The 17300-nt window shown below is 60.9% G+C and carries 17 protein-coding genes and 1 tRNA gene; 10 read left to right on the top strand and 8 right to left on the bottom strand.

Going from position 1 to position 17300, the window contains the following annotated elements:
• Positions 1 to 7: 7 nt before the first annotated feature.
• The 3 genes from obgE to rplU all read right to left on the bottom strand — a co-directional run bounded on the left by obgE (position 8) and on the right by rplU (position 1855).
• Positions 8 to 1117 (bottom strand): GTPase ObgE, encoded by a 1110-nt coding sequence (obgE, locus tag CNX70_RS06340; RefSeq protein ID WP_096234008.1) that lies wholly within the window; start codon positions 1115 to 1117, stop codon positions 8 to 10.
• 113 nt (positions 1118 to 1230) lie between these two features.
• Positions 1231 to 1503 (bottom strand): 50S ribosomal protein L27, encoded by a 273-nt coding sequence (gene rpmA, locus CNX70_RS06335; protein ID WP_010395157.1) that lies wholly within the window; start codon positions 1501 to 1503, stop codon positions 1231 to 1233.
• Positions 1504 to 1543: 40 nt separating this feature from the next.
• Complete coding sequence (gene rplU / locus CNX70_RS06330; RefSeq protein ID WP_038500602.1) at positions 1544 to 1855, bottom strand: 50S ribosomal protein L21; 312 nt, start codon at positions 1853 to 1855, stop codon at positions 1544 to 1546.
• A 304-nt stretch (positions 1856 to 2159) separates the two neighbouring features.
• On the opposite strand from rplU, the gene ispB reads away from it, so the two are divergent.
• The gene (ispB, locus tag CNX70_RS06325; RefSeq protein WP_096234007.1) at positions 2160 to 3149 is read left to right on the top strand and encodes an octaprenyl diphosphate synthase; all 990 of its coding nucleotides are present in this window, start codon (positions 2160 to 2162) and stop codon (positions 3147 to 3149) included.
• A 50-nt stretch (positions 3150 to 3199) separates the two neighbouring features.
• On the opposite strand, the gene arsH is transcribed toward ispB, so the two are convergent.
• Genes arsH through CNX70_RS06310 form a run of 3 tightly spaced genes read right to left on the bottom strand, consistent with a single transcriptional unit; the run spans position 3200 to position 4717 of the window.
• Complete coding sequence (gene arsH / locus CNX70_RS06320) at positions 3200 to 3934, bottom strand: arsenical resistance protein ArsH (RefSeq protein WP_096234006.1); 735 nt, start codon at positions 3932 to 3934, stop codon at positions 3200 to 3202.
• A 10-nt stretch (positions 3935 to 3944) separates the two neighbouring features.
• Positions 3945 to 4367, bottom strand: coding sequence for an arsenate reductase (glutaredoxin) (gene arsC / locus CNX70_RS06315; protein ID WP_096234005.1), 423 nt, complete (start codon positions 4365 to 4367; stop codon positions 3945 to 3947).
• Positions 4364 to 4717, bottom strand: coding sequence for an ArsR/SmtB family transcription factor (locus CNX70_RS06310; RefSeq protein WP_244199051.1), 354 nt, complete (start codon positions 4715 to 4717; stop codon positions 4364 to 4366). The genes arsC and CNX70_RS06310 overlap by 4 nt, the downstream gene beginning before the upstream one ends.
• Before the next feature lie 141 nt (positions 4718 to 4858).
• Here CNX70_RS06310 and CNX70_RS06305 point away from each other — a divergent pair, with 141 nt between their 5' ends.
• From CNX70_RS06305 to CNX70_RS06265, 9 genes are all read left to right on the top strand, one after another.
• Positions 4859 to 6952 carry an AsmA family protein gene (locus tag CNX70_RS06305; protein WP_096234004.1) on the top strand — a complete coding sequence of 698 codons (2094 nt, stop codon included), beginning with the start codon at positions 4859 to 4861 and terminating at the stop codon, positions 6950 to 6952.
• A gap of 54 nt (positions 6953 to 7006) precedes the next feature.
• Positions 7007 to 7083, top strand: a tRNA-Pro gene (locus CNX70_RS06300).
• A 492-nt stretch (positions 7084 to 7575) separates the two neighbouring features.
• Positions 7576 to 8610 carry a glycosyltransferase family 2 protein gene (locus tag CNX70_RS06295; RefSeq protein WP_096234003.1) on the top strand — a complete coding sequence of 345 codons (1035 nt, stop codon included), beginning with the start codon at positions 7576 to 7578 and terminating at the stop codon, positions 8608 to 8610.
• A 17-nt stretch (positions 8611 to 8627) separates the two neighbouring features.
• Positions 8628 to 9620 carry a hypothetical protein gene (locus tag CNX70_RS06290; protein WP_096234002.1) on the top strand — a complete coding sequence of 331 codons (993 nt, stop codon included), beginning with the start codon at positions 8628 to 8630 and terminating at the stop codon, positions 9618 to 9620.
• The gene (locus CNX70_RS06285) at positions 9604 to 10335 is read left to right on the top strand and encodes a hypothetical protein (RefSeq protein WP_096234001.1); all 732 of its coding nucleotides are present in this window, start codon (positions 9604 to 9606) and stop codon (positions 10333 to 10335) included. Before CNX70_RS06290 ends, CNX70_RS06285 begins: the two co-directional genes overlap by 17 nt.
• Positions 10332 to 11450 (top strand): glycosyltransferase family protein, encoded by a 1119-nt coding sequence (locus tag CNX70_RS06280; RefSeq protein ID WP_096234000.1) that lies wholly within the window; start codon positions 10332 to 10334, stop codon positions 11448 to 11450. The genes CNX70_RS06285 and CNX70_RS06280 overlap by 4 nt, the downstream gene beginning before the upstream one ends.
• A 10-nt stretch (positions 11451 to 11460) precedes the next feature.
• Positions 11461 to 12381, top strand: coding sequence for a fatty acid desaturase family protein (locus CNX70_RS06275; protein WP_096233999.1), 921 nt, complete (start codon positions 11461 to 11463; stop codon positions 12379 to 12381).
• A 52-nt stretch (positions 12382 to 12433) separates the two neighbouring features.
• On the top strand, positions 12434 to 12793 hold the full coding sequence (locus tag CNX70_RS06270; RefSeq protein ID WP_096233998.1) for a hypothetical protein: 360 nt from the start codon (positions 12434 to 12436) through the stop codon (positions 12791 to 12793).
• Between the two features lie 799 nt (positions 12794 to 13592).
• On the top strand, positions 13593 to 14987 hold the full coding sequence (locus tag CNX70_RS06265; RefSeq protein WP_096233997.1) for a GntP family permease: 1395 nt from the start codon (positions 13593 to 13595) through the stop codon (positions 14985 to 14987).
• Here CNX70_RS06265 and CNX70_RS06260 read toward each other — a convergent pair.
• A complete protein-coding gene (locus tag CNX70_RS06260) occupies positions 14966 to 16357 on the bottom strand; it encodes a sodium:solute symporter family protein (protein WP_096233996.1) in 1392 nt (463 codons plus the stop codon). The genes CNX70_RS06265 and CNX70_RS06260 overlap by 22 nt on opposite strands.
• Positions 16358 to 16488: 131 nt before the next feature.
• The gene (pcaD, locus tag CNX70_RS06255; protein WP_167389618.1) at positions 16489 to 17292 is read right to left on the bottom strand and encodes a 3-oxoadipate enol-lactonase; all 804 of its coding nucleotides are present in this window, start codon (positions 17290 to 17292) and stop codon (positions 16489 to 16491) included.
• Between the last annotated feature and the right edge of the window lie 8 nt (positions 17293 to 17300).

Genomic DNA, 17300 nt, shown 5'->3' with positions numbered 1-17300 from the left:
TACTACCTTAGTCGAGGATCTTGAAACGCGGATCATCCGGGTCGATCGACGAGATACCGCGTGCTTCTTCGGTCATCTGCGTTTCTTCGGCACGGCTTTCGCTGTGTTTCTTCGCTTCCAGATGTTGATAAATCGCATTCACCAGTTCCGGGCAACCCTGATGGTTCAGCGCGGAGATCTCGAAGACGGGACCTTTCCAGGCGAAACGCTTGAGGAAGTCCTTCACCAGCTTCTTGCGGTCTTCTTCCGGCACCATGTCGAGCTTGTTCAACACCAGCCAGCGCGGCTTGTCGACCAGCGACTCGTCATATTTCTTCAGTTCCTTGACCAGCGCCTTGGCTTCCTTGACAGGATCGACGTTGGTTTCAAACGGCGCCAGGTCGACGATGTGCAACAGCAGACCCGTGCGCTGCAAGTGACGCAGGAATTGATGGCCCAGGCCCGCGCCTTCGGAAGCGCCTTCGATCAAGCCGGGAATATCGGCGATCACAAAGCTCTTCTCGTGCGACACGCGCACCACGCCCAGGTTCGGGTGCAGGGTGGTAAATGGGTAATCGGCAATTTTTGGGCGCGCGTTCGAGACGGCCGAAATGAAGGTCGACTTGCCGGCGTTCGGCATGCCCAGCAGGCCCACATCGGCCAGTACTTTCAGTTCCAGGCGCAGTTCGCGGCGTTCGCCTTCTTTGCCCTCGCCTTTTTGGCGTGGTGCACGGTTGGTCGAGGACTTGAAGTGGATATTACCCCAGCCGCCTTCGCCGCCCTTGGCCAGCATTTCGGTCTGGCCGTGTTCGGTCAAATCGGCCAGGATTTCGCCGCTCGCGTTGTCGATGATCAAGGTGCCGACGGGCATGCGCAGATGGATGTCATCGGCGCCCTTGCCATAGCAATCTGCGCCACGGCCAGGCTCGCCATTGCGAGCCTTGTGCATTTTGGAGAAGCGGAAATCGACGAGCGTGTTGATATTGCGGTCGGCGACTGCCCAAATGGTGCCGCCCTTGCCGCCATCGCCGCCATCGGGACCGCCGAAAGGCCGGAATTTTTCACGGCAGAAAGAGGCGCAGCCGTTGCCGCCATCGCCCGCGATGACTTCGATTTTTGCTTCGTCGATAAACTTCATAATTTTGCCGCCATAAAACTAAAAAGGCTCTACCTTGGGCAGAGCCTTTCGATTGAAGGCTTGCGCCTTACATCATGCGATCACGGCGGAGCGAACTGGCGCCCCGCGATGAATTACGCTGGTACTGCTGCGTTAGGTACAACGGTCACGAATTGCTTCGAGCCAGCACCTTTGACAACGAACTTCACTTTGCCCGCGATCAACGCGAACAAGGTGTGGTCTTTGCCCATGCCTACGCCTTCGCCGGCGCGCACTGGCGTGCCGCGTTGACGAATGATGATGCCGCCAGCATTGATAGCTTGGCCGCCGTAGACTTTAACGCCCAGACGTTTTGATTCTGAATCACGGCCGTTTCGCGTTGTGCCGCCGCCTTTTTTATGTGCCATTTAAGACTCCTTGATAGCTGATTAATTCAAACAGCGGCGATTAGCCGTTGATCGAAACGATTTGGATTTCGGTAAAATTCTGGCGATGGCCTTGATGCTTTTGGTAATGCTTACGACGACGCATCTTGAAAATTTTGACCTTATCATGGCGACCATGCGCCACAACCGTAACCAGTACCGTTGCACCTTCGACCAATGGCGCACCAAACTTAATGGTGTCGCCCGCGCCTACTGCGAGAACTTGATCGATGGTGATTTCGGAACCAATGTCTGCCGGTATCTGTTCTACTTTAAGTTTTTCGCCAGCGACAACTTTGTATTGTTTGCCACCGGTTTTTATGACCGCGTACATGATTTGAAACCTCATCAAATGTTGAAAGAATTTGTCCCACTGTCACGCAAAGCAAGCCGTACACAACAGGGGGAACCAGCGATTATACACGGACTGAGAAATTGCGTCAAAAACTATTCACAAAGCTTGACGATCGTGGTATGTCGACAACCTGACCATCATGTCAGGCTTGCGCCAGGCCGACAGAAAAGCACGCGCCAGTGCCAACAAGGTCAAACAATTGCTCTACAGTCATAGGCAAACATCACGCTCGCGCAAGCCATGTCGTATAATCGCCGCACCCACAATCTAATGCAGGTTCGCCTTGTCTGACGCTAACAAACACGTTAACCAAAACACCATCGTGCAAACGATTGCCGCCGATATGGACGCAGTCAATACGGTGATCCGCCAAAAACTGCACTCCGACGTGATTCTGATCAACCAGATCGCTGAATACATCATCAGTGCAGGCGGCAAACGCATCCGTCCCGTGCTGATTTTGCTGGTGGCCAATGCCCACGCTTATCGCGGCACGGCGCACCATGAACTGGCTGCCGTGGTCGAATTCATCCATACCGCCACCCTGCTGCACGACGATGTCGTCGATGAATCGTCGATGCGCCGCGGACGCCAGACGGCCAACGCCCTGTTCGGCAATGCCGCCTCGGTGCTGGTGGGCGACTTCCTGCATTCGCGCTCGTTCCAGCTGATGGTGTCGCTCAATAATATGCGCGTCATGCAAATCCTCTCCGACGCCACCAACGTGATCGCCGAAGGCGAAGTGCTGCAGTTGCTGAACATGCACGATCCGGATGTGACGCAAGAGAGCTACCTGAACGTCATCCGCTCGAAGACAGCCAAACTGTTCGAAGCGTCGGCGCAACTGGGCGCCCTGATCGCCGGTGCCAGCGAAGACGATATCGAAGCGGCTGCCGAATACGGCCGCTCGCTGGGCACGGCCTTCCAGTTGATCGACGACGTGCTCGACTATGCAGGCGACGCCACCGAAATCGGCAAGAACGTGGGCGACGACTTGCGCGAAGGCAAGCCGACCATGCCGCTGATCTGGCTGATGGAAAACGGCACGCCAGAGCAACGCGAACTGGTGCGCAGCTGCATCGAGCAAGGCGATGAACAGCATTTCGATGCCATTCTGGCCGCCATCACCAGCAGCGGCGCACTCGACTACACGCGCAAGCAGGCGGAAATCGCCGGCCAGCGCGCCGCCGATGCCATCGCCGGCTGGCCGGACAGCGTCTACAAGCAATCCATGCTGCAACTGTGCTCGTTTGCCGTGGACCGCAATCACTGATCACGTTTCACTTTCAGCAATAAAAAACGGCGCCACTGGCGCCGTTTTCTTTATGTGCCGCTGCTGCGTTCATGCTCCATGGCCGCGCCCGCCAATGCCTGCACGATGGCCGGCTCCGCCTCCAGCCGCTCGCTGTAGCGGCTGCCCAGGTAATCGCGGCGATCGCGTACCAGCAGGGTGAATTTGTACAATTCCTCCATCACGTCGACCAGGCGCTCGTAGTACGGCGACGGCTTCATGCGGCCCGCATCGTCGAATTCCTGGTACGCCTTGGCCACCGAAGACTGGTTCGGAATGGTGACCATGCGCATCCAGCGTCCCAGCACGCGCAAGCCGTTGACGGCGTTGAACGATTGCGAACCGCCCGACACTTGCATCACCGCAAGGGTGCGTCCCTGCGTGGGCCGCACGCTGCCCGTTTCCAGCGGCAGCCAGTCGATCTGCGATTTAAAGACGCCAGTGACGGCGCCATGCCGCTCGGGACTGCACCAGACCTGCCCTTCCGACCAGAGCGACAGCGCGCGCAGCTCCTGCACTTTCGGATGCTCGGGCGAGATGCTGTCGACCATGGGCAAACCGTGCGGATCGAACACGCGCGTGTCGGCGCCAAAATGGCGCAGGATGCGTTCTGCTTCCAGGGTCAGCAGCTTGCTGTACGAGCGCTCGCGCAAGGAGCCGTACAGCAGCAGGATGCGCGGCGCGTGGGTGGACACCTGCGCTGGCGCCAGCTTGTCCAGATCCGGCACATCCAAGTGCGCGGCGCTGATATTCGGTAGATCCTCCATGGCCGGCCTCTCAAGCCACCGGCTTGCCGTCGGCGCCCACCACGGCCTGGCCATCTTCCTTGGCAAAGGCGCCTTGCTGCGGCAGCGGCAGGATCTCCAGCACTTTTTCCGACGGCCGGCACAGGCGCACGCCCAGTTCCGTGACGACGATGGGGCGGTTGATCAAGATAGGATGGGCTTGCATGGCATCCAGCAGGGCCGCATCGCTCAGCTCGGGATTGGCCAAGCCCAGCTCGTCGTACAGGGCGCCCTTGTCGCGCATCACGGCGCGCACGGACAGGCCAGCACGCTGGATCAGGTCGACCAGTTCTTCACGCGATGGCGGGTGCTTGACGTAATCGATGATGACGGGCTCGACGCCCGTGTTGCGGATCAGTGCCAGAGTATTGCGCGAGGTGCCGCAAGCCGTGTTGTGATAAATGGTGATCGTCATGTCGTGGTTTCCTTCAGTAAATGTGGTTCGCTGACGCAGCAAGGCGTACCAGCGCAGCAGTTCTCGGTCAAAAAGGCCAGCAAGCCGTTCATGCCCGCATAGTTGGCGGCATAAATGATGGAGCGGCCCGCCTTGCTCGCCGTCACCAGATCGGCGTGCGCCAGTTCCTTCAGGTGAAACGACAGCGACGAGGGCGCAATGGACAGCGCCTCGGCAATTTTCGTCGCGGCCATGCCCTCCGGCCCCGTCTGCACCAGCAGGCGGAATACGGCCAGCCGCGATTCCTGCGCCAGCGCCGCCAGCGCCGCGATGGCGGCTGTGCTCGTCAGCGGCCCCGCTTGCAGCGTCATTACGTTTTCATTTTCCATACTTCAATAATAATCGAATTATGGAATCAATGCCAGCAATCGCGATGCGTACGTAACCCAGCGCACCGACCGATAGGGCCTATCGGTCTACCTTGATGACAAATCACTGCGATTGGCATCCCCATGACACGTTCGACACCCCTGAAAATCCTCGGCTGGAGCCTGGCCGCCCTGCTGGCCCTGATCGCCCTCCTCGTCATCTTCGTGCTGACCTTCGACTGGAACCGCGCCCGCCCCTACATCAACCAGAAGGTGTCGGAGAGCACGGGCCGCAGCTTCGTCATCGAAGGTGACCTGCAAGTCAAATGGAAACAAGGCCTCAAAACGGAGCAGGGCTGGCGCCGCTATGTGCCGCGCCCTGTCATCAGCGCGCAGGACGTGCGCATGAGCAACCCGGACTGGGCCACGGCAGGCCCGCAACTGGCCAGCGCGAAACGCATCGACCTGGCCCTCCATCCACTGCCCCTGTTGCAGCATCGCGTGGTGCTGACGGACCTGGCGCTCGAAGCGCCAAACATTGCCCTGCAGCGGCGCGCCGATGGCAGCAATAGCTGGACCTTGAAGGATAACGGCCCTTCGCCATGGGAGGTGGAAATCCAGCGCATGGCCTTTGGCGACGGCACCATCCGCTACCTCGACGAAGGCATCGCGCTGGACTTGCGCGCCAAGGTCAGCTCGACGGCGCCCGACGCCACGCCGGATGCGGTGCCAAACAGCGCGCCAGTGGAAAAATACGGCATCGCCTTTACCCTGGGCGGCAGCTACCGCAAGGCGCCCGTGACGGGCGGTGGCAAGGCGGGCGCCGTGCTGTCCCTGACCGACAACAACACGGTGTATCCCGTGCAGGCGCACGCCGTGCTGGGCAAGAACAAGGCCAGCATCGCCGGCACCCTGACGGACCCGCGCGCATTGTCGGGCATCGATTTGCAGCTGAGCCTGGCGGGCGCCAGCATGGCCGACCTGTACCCGCTGACGGGCGTGTTGCTGCCGGAAACGCCGGACTACGCCACCAAGGGTCGCTTGCTGGGCAAGAAGGATGGCGCCAGCTGGACCTGGACCTATCAAAACTTCAAGGGCACGGTGGGCCAGAGCGACCTGGCCGGCACCCTGCAATACCTGCCGCGCCAGCCGCGTCCCTTGCTGCGCGGCGAAGTGACGTCGCAGCAGTTGCGCCTGGAAGACCTGGGCCCCACCATCGGTGCGGACAGCAATGCGCAGAAACAGGCGCGCGGCAAAGCGCCCGTGCAGCCGGATAGCAAAGCCTTGCCCGTGGAACAATTCAACACAGCCAAATGGAATGCGCTCGACGCCGACGTGAAGTTTACGGGCAAGAAACTGGTGCGCACGCATGACATTCCCTTCAACAACGTCGTCGCCAATATCCACATGAAAGACAAGGTGCTGAGTCTGACGCCGCTCAACTTCGGCATGGCCGGTGGCGACATCACCTCGAATATCACGCTCGACGGCCGTCAAAAGACCATCGCCGCGCAAGCCAAGGTGGCGGCACGCCACCTCAAAATTCGCGAACTGTTTCCCAAGCTGCAATCGATGCAAGCGAGCTTCGGCGAAGTGTATGGCGACGCGGCACTGACGGGCCACGGCAATTCCGTCTCGGCCATGCTGGCCAGCGCGAATGGCGAACTGGCGGCCACTGTCAGCGAAGGCTCCGTCAGCCAGTTCATGCTGGAACTGGCCGGCCTGAACCTGGCCAATGCCGTCTTCGTGAAAATCTTTGGCGACAAGCAAGTGCATCTGAACTGCCTGGCCAGCGATTTTTCCGTGACGAACGGCCAGGCCGACGTGCGCCGCTTCGTGCTCGACACGGACACGGCCGTCGTGAATGTCACGGGCAACATCAACCTGGCAAGCGAAACCCTGGACCTCGACGTGCGCCCGCGCACCAAGGGCGCCCGCATCATCACCCTGCGCACGCCGCTGTACGCGAAAGGCACGTTCAAGAACCCGGACGTGGGCCCGCAAAAAGGCCCGCTGGCCCTGAAAGCCGGCGCCGCCGTGGCGCTGGCCACCATCGTCACCCCGCTGGCCGCCCTGCTGCCGCTGGTCAACATCGACAAAGCCCCCGACACAGACTGCGCCGCCGTCATGGCGCAAGCGAACGCCACGCGCAAGGCCCCCACTTCACCAGCGACGCATGCACCGGCAAAAAAAGTCAGCGAAGCGGACATCAAGAAAGCGCAGCAGGAAAAGAAATAGGCCTTGACGCAGCCGCTTGAAAGCCACCCCGCCATCTGCTGTAATGAAGGAAAGCGGGGTGTGGCTCAGCCTGGTAGAGCGCTGCGTTCGGGACGCAGAGGCCGGAGGTTCGAATCCTCTCACCCCGACCAAATTTCTTTTTTACAAATCAGGAACTTAAAAAAGCCACAGTTACTGGGCTTTGTCAGTAGCGCGACACAACGCACAAACAATCTCAGCTGAACTCCTCTGGCTCGGTGTGGCCGGAATCGTCCCCAGTACCAATCGGCCGGGCTCGGCTGATAGCGTAGAGGCAAATATTGCCAAGTCAATAGCACTGCATCAGCCTGCTCGAACCAGAATACGGACGTGAGGCCAGGAGTTCCATGACTCACCGTGGCCCGCCGTTCGCCAGCATGACGGCAGTAAGCTGATCCAATAAATACCCCAGGGAAAACTCATGATGATCTTGTCCAAAAACAAGATGGGGCAGGAACTAGCAAAGCAAAATGGCATCTCGGAATAGACAATCCGTACGCCTGCAGCTTGGCTTGGTTAGCAGCCTCATCTGGGTAGAGTTGAAGGGCCGGCCACGCAACGGTGCACCGATTTGACCAATTAACGGCCCTCGTCATGTTTGGGCAATGGAAAACAATATGCCGCATGAACACGTCACCGCGCGTACCGCTCTGGTATTGGAGACGAATAACCTGCGCGGCGGCGCCGGCTTGGATGCGGCCGGCACCAGCCTGCTGCATGTGATCGGCCTGCTGGCACAACAGAGCGTAGCACTAAGCGCACTCGCGCAAGTGGTCGTCACGCACGACGGCTTGTGCGAGCGCATTCGCACAAGCGCGGAGCGCCTGGCAGGCCGCAGCATCGACTTCGTGCGGATCAATGCCAGCACCGGCTACTACCAGGCCAAGAACGACGGTTTCGACGCCATCCATGCCGACCGCTGCGACTACGTCTGCTTCGCCGACGCCGACTGCAAGCCCGAACAAGACTGGCTTGAACAGTTGATCGCGCCGCTGACGGACGCAGCGCCACCGGCAGTGGTGGCCGGCCGCACCAGCTACGCCGCCACCGTGTCAGGCACCGCACTAACCACGATTGACTTCATGTACTTCCCCAGCCAACTGCAAGCTCACGCGACGCGCAACTTCTACGCCAACAACGTGGTGTTCTTGCGCGAGGTGTTCGCGCAGCACCGCTATCAGCCACTCGACGGCGTGTACCGCGCGCACTGTCAGGTGCTGGGCCTGCGCCTCCAAGCTGCGGGCGTGGCTCTGCACTACGCGGCGCGGGCACACACCGAGCACAAGCTGCCCGATACCCGCTTCGAGCTGCTCAAATTGCGCTGGATGCGCGGACAGGACACGCTCGGCCTGACGCCCCACCTGGTGCGTACCTATCTGCCAAGGTCCATGCAATGGCTGGGTCATAGCGGCCCTGTCGGACCGCTCTGCGTGCTGACGGCGCGGCTGTGGTACAGCCTGCGCGCACTCAACCATCAGGATGCAGCGCCGGTGCGCGGCCTGCGCTGGGTGGCGGCCGTCATCCTGATCGGGATTTTTTCCGGGCTGGACATGCTTGGCGCACTGTGCCGGGGCCTGGGTATCCGCAGCGCTGCCGCCGAGGGCGCCGACGCAGAATCGCTGTCCTACCATGAACGCTAACCACGGGAAACCCTGCCATGACCTTGCACCGTTCCTACACCATTTTCCAATGGGCAGCCCTGAGCGCGCTGGCGCTGACCGGTAGCGCCCGCGCCACCGACATGGAGGGGCGTGGCGTTCACTATTTTGCATCAAACAGCGGCTGCCCGCTTCCCGAGGTGAGCATGCGCGCCAAGATGTGCAACCGCATCGGCCTCGACGACCTTGCCACCACGGCAGCAGTCGACACCAGCTCGCACCAGATCCACTTCAACAATGCCCGCAGTTATGACAAAAAGACCATCGTCGGCGACGTGCTGTTGCAAGGCTCGGCACTGGACAAAGCGGGCCGCCGCGTACCGGTCAGCGTCCACCTGATATTGAGCAAATCCGGAGACGGCTGGTCAGTCAGCAGCCATGCGCATACACCGGTCAAGGGGGCGTTCAGCGCGGTACGCATCGACCCCTATCTGGTGGACGTGCCGGCAGCAAGTGGCCGACGTGTGCTGGTATCGTTCGAGCAAGCCACAAAGCTGGTGTCCGATCCCGCCCTGGCAACGCGCCTGTCCAGCCACCTGGTGCAGGTACGTGACAACCGCGGCGCGAACACGGGCGATCCCGACATCACCATCGCGCTCGGTGCGGCCAAGGTAGCCAAGCCGGTGATGCGCGCACGGTTGCGCAGCGATCCGCCTAGCGCCGGCAACGCCGGCGGCCTGCTGGCGCACGGCACTTGGTCATTCGAGCTGGAAGCGCTGACCGGTAAAATCCCCGACCACGTGGTCCAGCGCGAACTGTTCCTGTACGGCCTGAGCGACCAGCCGCTGCTCAAGCCGCTGATGAAGCGTGGCTTCGCCGCGCGCGACAAGCTGACCATCGGCGCCGTGCACGGCCAGGGCTACCTGCGTTACGGCGATCAGCAACAGGCCTTTGCCGGGGCCGGCGATGCGGCGGCGGCTTTCCTGCAGCAAAGCTTTATCGGGCTGGTGCTGGGCAATCAACTGGCGGCAGGCGATGCGCTTGCACGCTGATGGATGGCCGCTGCCGGCCCGCTTGGCAGCGCCGCCACTACGCGGCTTGCCGGCCATGCAGGCACGCTGGGTCGACAGCATCAAGCGTGCCGCCCTGCGCCAACTGCATGCCAGCGTGGCCGGTGAAAGGCTGCTGTTGCGTATCTACTTGATCGGCGAGGAGTCCAGCGAAATCGCGCTGCAGTCTGACCTGCTGGGCCAGCCGCCGGCCTGGCTGGCGCGACAAATGGAAAAGCACCTGGCGGACGAACGGCATCATGCTTCGCTGTTTGCCGCTGCGCTAACGGCGCGGGGCGGGATAGCGCCGATGCCTTTGTCCGCGCGGCCCGATGCGCTCACCCTGCGCAAGATCGCGCAATGGCGCACACTCGCGCATCGCTACGCTACCAGCTTTTCCGCAGGCCACCTCATCCCGGCGTTCGCTATCGGCTTGTGCGCCGAACAGACGTTCACCCGCGTTCTACGGCGCCATTGCGCGCTGATTGGCGCAGTTCATCCGCTATATCCGCTGTTGGTTGGCGTGCTGAGCGATGAAGAGCGCCACGTGCGCTTGTGCCAGCATACGCTGACGCGTCTGGTGCTGCCGTCCGAACACGGGAGCCTGGCATCGCTGCTCGATGAGATTCGCGCCATCGACCGTGCCTGGGGCGTCTCCAGCGCACTCATCATGTATCTGGCCGGCGCCGCGTTGCGGCTGTGGCCCGTACGTCCATGAACACCATCAAAGTGACCTATCTGGCAACGGCAGATGCCCGCGGCCACCTGATGCGCGCGCAACTACTCACGCATGCGTTGCGCGAGTACGGCGCCGATGTCGATGTACTGACCACGTCGGACGAAGGGGTCGCTTTCCTGGCCGGCTTCGGCATCACTGCGCACGTGCTGTCGCAACACTACGCAGTCCAGTTCGACACCCGACAAAACATGCTGCCCGCAGAAACCGACGCAAATATCGCCAACTATCTGTTCCGACCGTCGCGGATGTGCCGCGACATTATGCAACTACGCGTCGCTCTGCACAGCGCGGACTTAATCATCAACGACTCCTTTCACCCGGCACTACTGTTCATGGGCTGCATGCCGGCATGGCGGGGCAAGGTGGTACACGTCTACGGCGCCAGCTTGCGGCAGGCAGTCCAAAACAATTTTTCCGGGCGACTACCAGCTATCCTGTCACGCCTGTTCCATCGCATCGTCGGATGGCAGATCAACGCCAGCTTAGCGCGCATTGAGCACGACTTCAGCTACGAGGCGACTTACGACGGCGCCACATTCCGCCTGCCGACTCCGGTCGTTGTGGCCGCGCTGTTTGACGCCGCAGTGCCGCGCGCGCAAGCGTGCGCAGCCGTCTACCTCAATCCCCATTTCCGCGACCCCTGTCTGGCCGATGGCGTCGAAAACGGCTTGGACCTGGCCGGCATGCACGCAACGCTGGTCGGCGAAGGCTATGCCGGACGCGCGCGATGGGGGGCGCAGAACGCCGACTGGGTGCGGCAAGCTGCCGCCAGCAACCTGATCGTCTCCGCACCCGGCATGGCAGCGTTGTCGGTGGCGCTGGTCTACGGTCGGCCCATCGTGCTGGTGCTAACCGAGCAGCCGGAGCAGAAAATCAACGCGGCGCGCGCGGCGGCGCTGGGGCTGGCACATCGCATCGTCGTCTGGCGCGGCGACGCGGCAACGTTCGCCCACGACCTGTGCAGCGCGTGCGCCGATCTGCTACAGAGCGCCCCCACCTTGCCTGCGCCGGACGGCCGCGCGGTAGCCGGCGCACGCCTGCAGAGCTGGGTAGCGTTGCTGTACCAGCTGGCCGCGCGGTCTGTCCACCGATGAGGCGCCCATCATGAAGCCCCCATTACCGGCGCATCTCACAACGATCAGCAATCCGCGCGCACTACTCGCCGTCGCGCTTGACTGGGCGCTGATTGCTGCCTGCTTCGTCGCGGCTATCCGCTTTTCCCATCCGCTGGTGTTCCTGCTGAGCGCGATCCTGATCGCCCGCACCCAGCTCGCGCTAGCCGTGCTGATGCATGAAAGCGCTCACGGTACCCTGCTGTCGTATCGGCGCCTGAACGACATCGCAGGCCAGCTGTTCGCTGCAGCGCCACTGCTGCTGGTGATGGACTTCTATCGCAGCGGGCACTTGCAGCATCACCGCGCGCCGATGGTGGCCGACGATCCGGTCGCCACCATATTCGGCATCGACGACTACCCCGTGACGCGTAGGGAATTGGTGTGGCGTTTGTTAAAAGATGCCACCGGCATTGGTTACTTCCTCAGCGCACGCAATCTGGTGCGCACCAGGCAGCGTGGCCGCAATCCGCACAAGGCTGCCGGCCACAGCAAGGGGTTCTACGCAATCGCCAGCATCGTTGCGGTGCAGGGCGTGATGATCGGCCTGCTCGCGGCGGCGGGACATGCAGCGCTGTATTTCGGGCTTTGGATCTTGCCAGCGCTGACCTTGCTACCGCTGTTCGGGCGCATACGCGCGATCACCGAGCATGCCGGCTACCGGGCGTCGGAAGATCAGCGATTCAGTGCGCGTACCGTCGTCCGGCGCAGCTGGCAAACTTTTTTCGTCGGACCCCATCGAATCCATTACCATATCGAGCATCATGAATATCCACGCGTACCCTTCTATCGCCTGCAGCAGGTGCATGCACTAATGGCGCAACAAGGCCGCCTGCCGGCGGCCAACTTGTATCGATCATATGGACAGGTGCTGAGAGACGTCAGCCAACTCAAGCAAACTGCTGAACACTGACCGCATGCTTTGCGTTCGTACACGATCAATTGCTGAGCTAAGCGTCAATGCCATGATGAATCATTTTCCAGAGCAACCAGTAAACAAGAAGAAAGCGTATCTGCTTGGGCTGCTCATCGGATTTCTCCCGATCCTCGCCTTTTTCCTGCTCCTGATCGATCACCCGACTGAGTTAATTGGGATATTCACAGGTATCAGCGTGCCTGATTTCAACGACAGACCACTGAAAATTCCGCTTGCGTGCGTCGCTCTGTGCCTGTTTCTTTGGGCATCGTTCAAGCTGCAAAAATCAGGCCAAATCGCAATGGGCGAGCAGTATGGATTGGTTTTTATTACAACACTCATTGTCGTGGTGCGGTTCTTGATTTTCCTGCAGCAACTGGGGCAAGAATTGAGGGGCCCCGGGTGGTAATAACTGCGACGAAGCTGAAGCGGTCAAAGTTGCTCACGAGACACCGCAGCGAGGCATGCTTCAAATCGCGACAAAGTATTTAGGAAGTGACAGATAAAGAAAATCATATCCATATTTCTAATGCTATCAACAACAAACTGTCATGCAATCCATAGTTACTTAAAAAACGTTTATATTGATAACGAAAAAATGTTCATATCATTTCTGCAGAGGGCCGAGATGAAAAAATAAGCAAGAGCGGCGATGCGGCAGGCGCGACCTTGTCACCCGATAAGCGTAGCGCTGCCTGGCGAGTGCTAAATTCATGGATTGCGGAAGGAGATACCGAACCAGGTGCCAGCCAGCTTGCAATTTACAGAGACGGTCAGCTTCGACATATAAAGTGTGAGCCATTCATACGAGATTATTGGTTTTGGATGCAAGGCAGGCAGGTCGCCATCGATTGTGGTGGTCGGCATTTTGCAGGAACCCAATCCTTATATGACATCAATACCTTGCGTATGATTGAATCATTCTTTCAACCGGAGATCCCGGAAAATAGACGCCCAGTTTGGTCCAAATAGGAAGCAATCTCCCCCGCTGATTGACCACCGGCGGTATTCCGTCGGCCGTCCATGGCTGCAAGACGGCGTGCAGATGCTCGCTCATTGGCAAGGTCAACGCCACAGTAGGATAGCTGGCCGTTGGCGTCTATATCTACGCGCAATCCTTGACCCACGCGTTGGCATGTTGCCGAGAAGTATGATATTAATTGAACAATTGATTAATTAAACACTTCCATCGCGCAAGGGCCTGACCGATGTCTTTCCTGATAGTTCTGGCCGCACTGGCCTTCCTGATGCTGGCCGCCTACCGCGGCTACAGCGTGATCCTGTTTGCACCCGTCGCCGCGCTCGGTGCCGTGCTGCTTACCGATCCGTCCGCCGTGCCGGCCGTCTTCAGCGGCATCTTCATGGAAAAGATGGTGGGCTTCATCAAGCTGTATTTCCCCGTCTTTTTGCTCGGTGCCGTGTTCGGCAAGCTGATCGAGATGTCCGGCTTTTCCCAGTCCATCGTCGTGGCGGCCATCCGCTATATCGGCAGTTCGCGCGCCAATGCCGTCATCGTTGCGGTGTGCGCGGCCCTGACTTACGGCGGCGTGTCGCTGTTCGTGGTGGTGTTTGCCGTGTATCCGTTCGCAGCCGAACTGTATCGCCAGAGCAATATCCCCAAACGGCTGATGCCGGGCGCCATCGCCCTGGGCGCGTTCTCGTTCACCATGGACACTTTACCGGGCACGCCGCAAATCCAGAACATCATCCCCACCACCTTCTTCAACACGACCGGCTGGGCTGCGCCATGGCTGGGCACCATCGGCGCCGTGCTGACGGTGATCATGGGCCTGGCCTTTCTGGAATGGCGCCGGCGCTCCGTCATGGCGACGGGCGAAGGGTATGGCGTGGAAGCGGAACAGGCCAAAACCGGCGGTGGCGAGCTGCCCCATCCGCTGCTGTCGGTGGCGCCTTTGGTGCTGGTGGGCGTGGCCAACTTTGCGCTGACCAAGCTGATTCCCCAATGGTATGGCGCCAGTTACGTGCTCACCGCCGACGCCCTGCCAGGCTTGCATGCGCCCGTGACGACGGCGATAGCCTCCGTGACCGGCATCTGGGCCGTGGAAGGCGCCTTGTTGCTGGGCATCTTGCTCGTCTGCGTGACGGCCTTCGGGCGCATCCGCGCCGCCTTTGCCGAAGGCACCAAGGCGGCCGTGGGCGGCGCCTTGCTGGCGGCCATGAATACGGCGTCAGAGTATGGCTTCGGCGGCGTCATCGCCGCGCTGCCCGGTTTTCTTGCCGTCAGCAATACCTTGCGCAGCGTGCCCGATCCCCTCGTCAATGCGGCCGTGTCCGTGACGACCCTGGCCGGCATTACTGGTTCGGCCTCGGGCGGCATGAGCATCGCGCTGGCCGCCATGTCGGAGAGTTTTATCCAGGCCGCGCAGCAGGCGCACATTCCGCTCGAAGTCATGCACCGCGTGGTGGCGATGGCCAGCGGCGGCATGGATACCCTGCCACACAATGGCGCCGTGATCACCCTGCTGGCCGTCACGGGCCTCACGCACCGCCAGTCCTACCGCGACATTTTCGGCATCACCATCATCAAGACCGTGGTGGTATTTTTCGTCATCGCCATCTACTACCTGACAGGGCTGGTGTGAGCGGGGCCTGACTTGAACAAATGGCTGATGCCCATGGTCAGCAGCGGACCGGCCAGCGCCAGGTAGGAACTGTCCACGCCGTACGGATTGCCCGCCAGGAACCAGCCGATGGTGGCGATCACCGAGACGATCACGCCGACAAAGGCGCCGCGCGGCGTGCCGAATTTCGGCGCATAGAAGGCCATCAGCACCAGCACGGCCAGGGTGGCGCGCAAGGCCTTGCCGAGGAAGGCGATCATCAGCAGTTTTTCCGCATACAGCGCCAGCACCAGCGGCAGCAGGCCGGCCACGATGATGGCGATGCGCAGGAACATCAGCGATTTCGCGTCGTTCTTCGCCTTATTGTACCAGGGATCATAAAAATCCTTCATGGCCAGGGTGGCCGATGCCAGGGTGGTGGCGGAAATGCCGCCAAACAGGGCGCCGGCCAGGCCGACGATCATGATGCTGGCGGAAAACGCCGGCATGTGGGCGATCAAGGTCGGGAAGGCATCGATCGACTTCATGCCCGGATACAACACGGCGCTGCACATGCCGATCAGGGCCGCCATCAGGCCGAACGGTATCATCAGCGACGACACGTAATAACAGGCGCGCTTGGCCACGGCCGGGTTGTCCGTGCTGACCAGAGCCTGGATCACATATTGCGTGGCGAAGATGGAGCCGATGCCGCCGATCATCCAGGCGATGATCTGGCCCCAGCCGATCTCGACCCAGTTGAACATCTTGGCCGGCAGCTGCGCCTGCAGCGCGCCGATGCCGCCGGAGGCTTCCAGCGCATACGCCAGCGCCAGGATCACGCCCAGGTATTTGACGATGGAGTGGGCAAAATTGGTGTACACCACCGAACGCATGCCGCCCAGGCTGACATACATCACGGTAATGGCGCCCACCAGCAAAATGGCCACGGTTTTATTGATGTGCAGCACGGCCGCCAGCACGGCGCCGCCGCTCGCGTACAGGGCGACGGCAACGATGCCCAGCGCGACGATGGTAAGAATGGACGCCGCATAGCGCACGGGTTCGCCATACGTTTGCGCCAGGATGCCGGAAATCGTCGACTGCCCGCTTTCCTTGTATTTTTTGACCAGCACGATGGCCAGCAGCAGGAAACCCAACGACAGCGCCACCAGATTCCATGCAGCGGAAATGCCCAGCTCATAGCCTTTTTGCGCCGTACCGATGCTGACGGAACTGCCGATGAATTCCGACAACAGCAGCGCGCCGATCAGGTAGGCGGGATAATTGCGCCCGCCCGCTGTCATGCCCTCGGCGCTGTTGGCATGCTTGCGCACACTATACGTAATGTACGACATGAGGGCGAAATAGCCCACCGTGACCGCAGCGATGATGATTAATCTGTTTTCCATTCGTCTACTCCAAGTCTGCTTTTCTTATTATTATTTTTCAAGAAAGCTTCCCCTGCCGCGTGCCGGACCAGCCGGTGGCGGTGCTCAGGGGAAAGTCAAATTCCTGCCGTACCGATACGGTACAGCAAGCCTCACACCAAAAAGGTCCGCAACTGCGCCGTAAACAAGTCAGCCGCCTCGATGTTCGAAATATGCGAGGCGGGCAGGCTTGCCAGGCGGGCGCACGCGATCTGCTGCTGCAGCCAGCGCGCGTCGTCGACGGTGGTTACGGGATCGTGCTCGCCCGCGATGATCAGAGTCGGTACGGCTATCATGCCGACGCAGCCGTGCAAGTCCGCCTGGGCCAGCATGTCGCAGCAGGCCGCGTAGCCGCCGGCATCCTGGCCGCGCAAGGTGCCGACCAGGCGCGCCACCGTGTCCGGCGCGCGTTCGATAAACTGCGGCGTGAACCAGCGCGCGGCAGCGCTCCCGGCCACCGCGGCCATACCGTCGCGGCGCACTTGCTCCGCCCGCAGCTGCCACGGCGCGGCGCCGCCGATGCGCGCCGCCGTATTCGCCAGCACGAGTTGCGTCAAACGCTGCGGCTGGTGTATGCCCAGCCACTGGCCCGTCAAGCCGCCCATGGAAATGCCGCAGAAGGCGGCACGGGCGATATCGAGGTGGTCGAGCAGCGCCACCACGTCCAGTCCCAGCCGGTCGATGCCGAATGGCGCGCTGCCGCTGGCAGACTGGCCATGGCCGCGCGTATCGTAGCGCACAACAAAAAAGTCGCCGGCCAGCGCGGCCGCTTGCGCATCCCACATGGACAAGTCCGTGCCGAGGGAATTCGACAGGACCAGGCAAGGCTTGCTGCGCTCGCCATCCGTGCGGTAATGCATGCGAATACCGTCCACCTCGCACGTTTTCCTGGCAGTGTCGTTGCTTGTATGCGTCATTGCATGCC

This window comes from Janthinobacterium svalbardense (genome assembly GCF_002327145.1).
Classification (GTDB): domain Bacteria; phylum Pseudomonadota; class Gammaproteobacteria; order Burkholderiales; family Burkholderiaceae_D; genus Janthinobacterium; species Janthinobacterium tructae.
The sequence above is the reverse complement of the archived record's forward strand: the minus strand, read 5'-3'. Positions and strand labels throughout refer to the sequence as shown.

Excerpts from the sequence above, each read along its gene's own strand:
- obgE (WP_096234008.1), bottom strand. The coding sequence starts at position 1,117 with ATGAAGTTTATCGACGAAGCAAAAATCGAAGTCATCGCGGGCGATGGC.
- CNX70_RS06280 (WP_096234000.1), top strand. The coding sequence starts at position 10,332 with ATGAACACCATCAAAGTGACCTATCTGGCAACGGCAGATGCCCGCGGC.
- CNX70_RS06260 (WP_096233996.1), bottom strand. The coding sequence starts at position 16,357 with ATGGAAAACAGATTAATCATCATCGCTGCGGTCACGGTGGGCTATTTC.
- rplU (WP_038500602.1), bottom strand. The coding sequence starts at position 1,855 with ATGTACGCGGTCATAAAAACCGGTGGCAAACAATACAAAGTTGTCGCT.
- rpmA (WP_010395157.1), bottom strand. The coding sequence starts at position 1,503 with ATGGCACATAAAAAAGGCGGCGGCACAACGCGAAACGGCCGTGATTCA.
- pcaD (WP_167389618.1), bottom strand. The coding sequence starts at position 17,292 with ATGACGCATACAAGCAACGACACTGCCAGGAAAACGTGCGAGGTGGAC.
- CNX70_RS06295 (WP_096234003.1), top strand. The coding sequence starts at position 7,576 with ATGGAAAACAATATGCCGCATGAACACGTCACCGCGCGTACCGCTCTG.
- CNX70_RS06270 (WP_096233998.1), top strand. The coding sequence starts at position 12,434 with ATGATGAATCATTTTCCAGAGCAACCAGTAAACAAGAAGAAAGCGTAT.
- CNX70_RS06265 (WP_096233997.1), top strand. The coding sequence starts at position 13,593 with ATGTCTTTCCTGATAGTTCTGGCCGCACTGGCCTTCCTGATGCTGGCC.
- arsC (WP_096234005.1), bottom strand. The coding sequence starts at position 4,367 with ATGACGATCACCATTTATCACAACACGGCTTGCGGCACCTCGCGCAAT.
- CNX70_RS06285 (WP_096234001.1), top strand. The coding sequence starts at position 9,604 with ATGCGCTTGCACGCTGATGGATGGCCGCTGCCGGCCCGCTTGGCAGCG.
- CNX70_RS06275 (WP_096233999.1), top strand. The coding sequence starts at position 11,461 with ATGAAGCCCCCATTACCGGCGCATCTCACAACGATCAGCAATCCGCGC.
- CNX70_RS06310 (WP_244199051.1), bottom strand. The coding sequence starts at position 4,717 with ATGACGCTGCAAGCGGGGCCGCTGACGAGCACAGCCGCCATCGCGGCG.
- arsH (WP_096234006.1), bottom strand. The coding sequence starts at position 3,934 with ATGGAGGATCTACCGAATATCAGCGCCGCGCACTTGGATGTGCCGGAT.
- CNX70_RS06290 (WP_096234002.1), top strand. The coding sequence starts at position 8,628 with ATGACCTTGCACCGTTCCTACACCATTTTCCAATGGGCAGCCCTGAGC.
- CNX70_RS06305 (WP_096234004.1), top strand. The coding sequence starts at position 4,859 with ATGACACGTTCGACACCCCTGAAAATCCTCGGCTGGAGCCTGGCCGCC.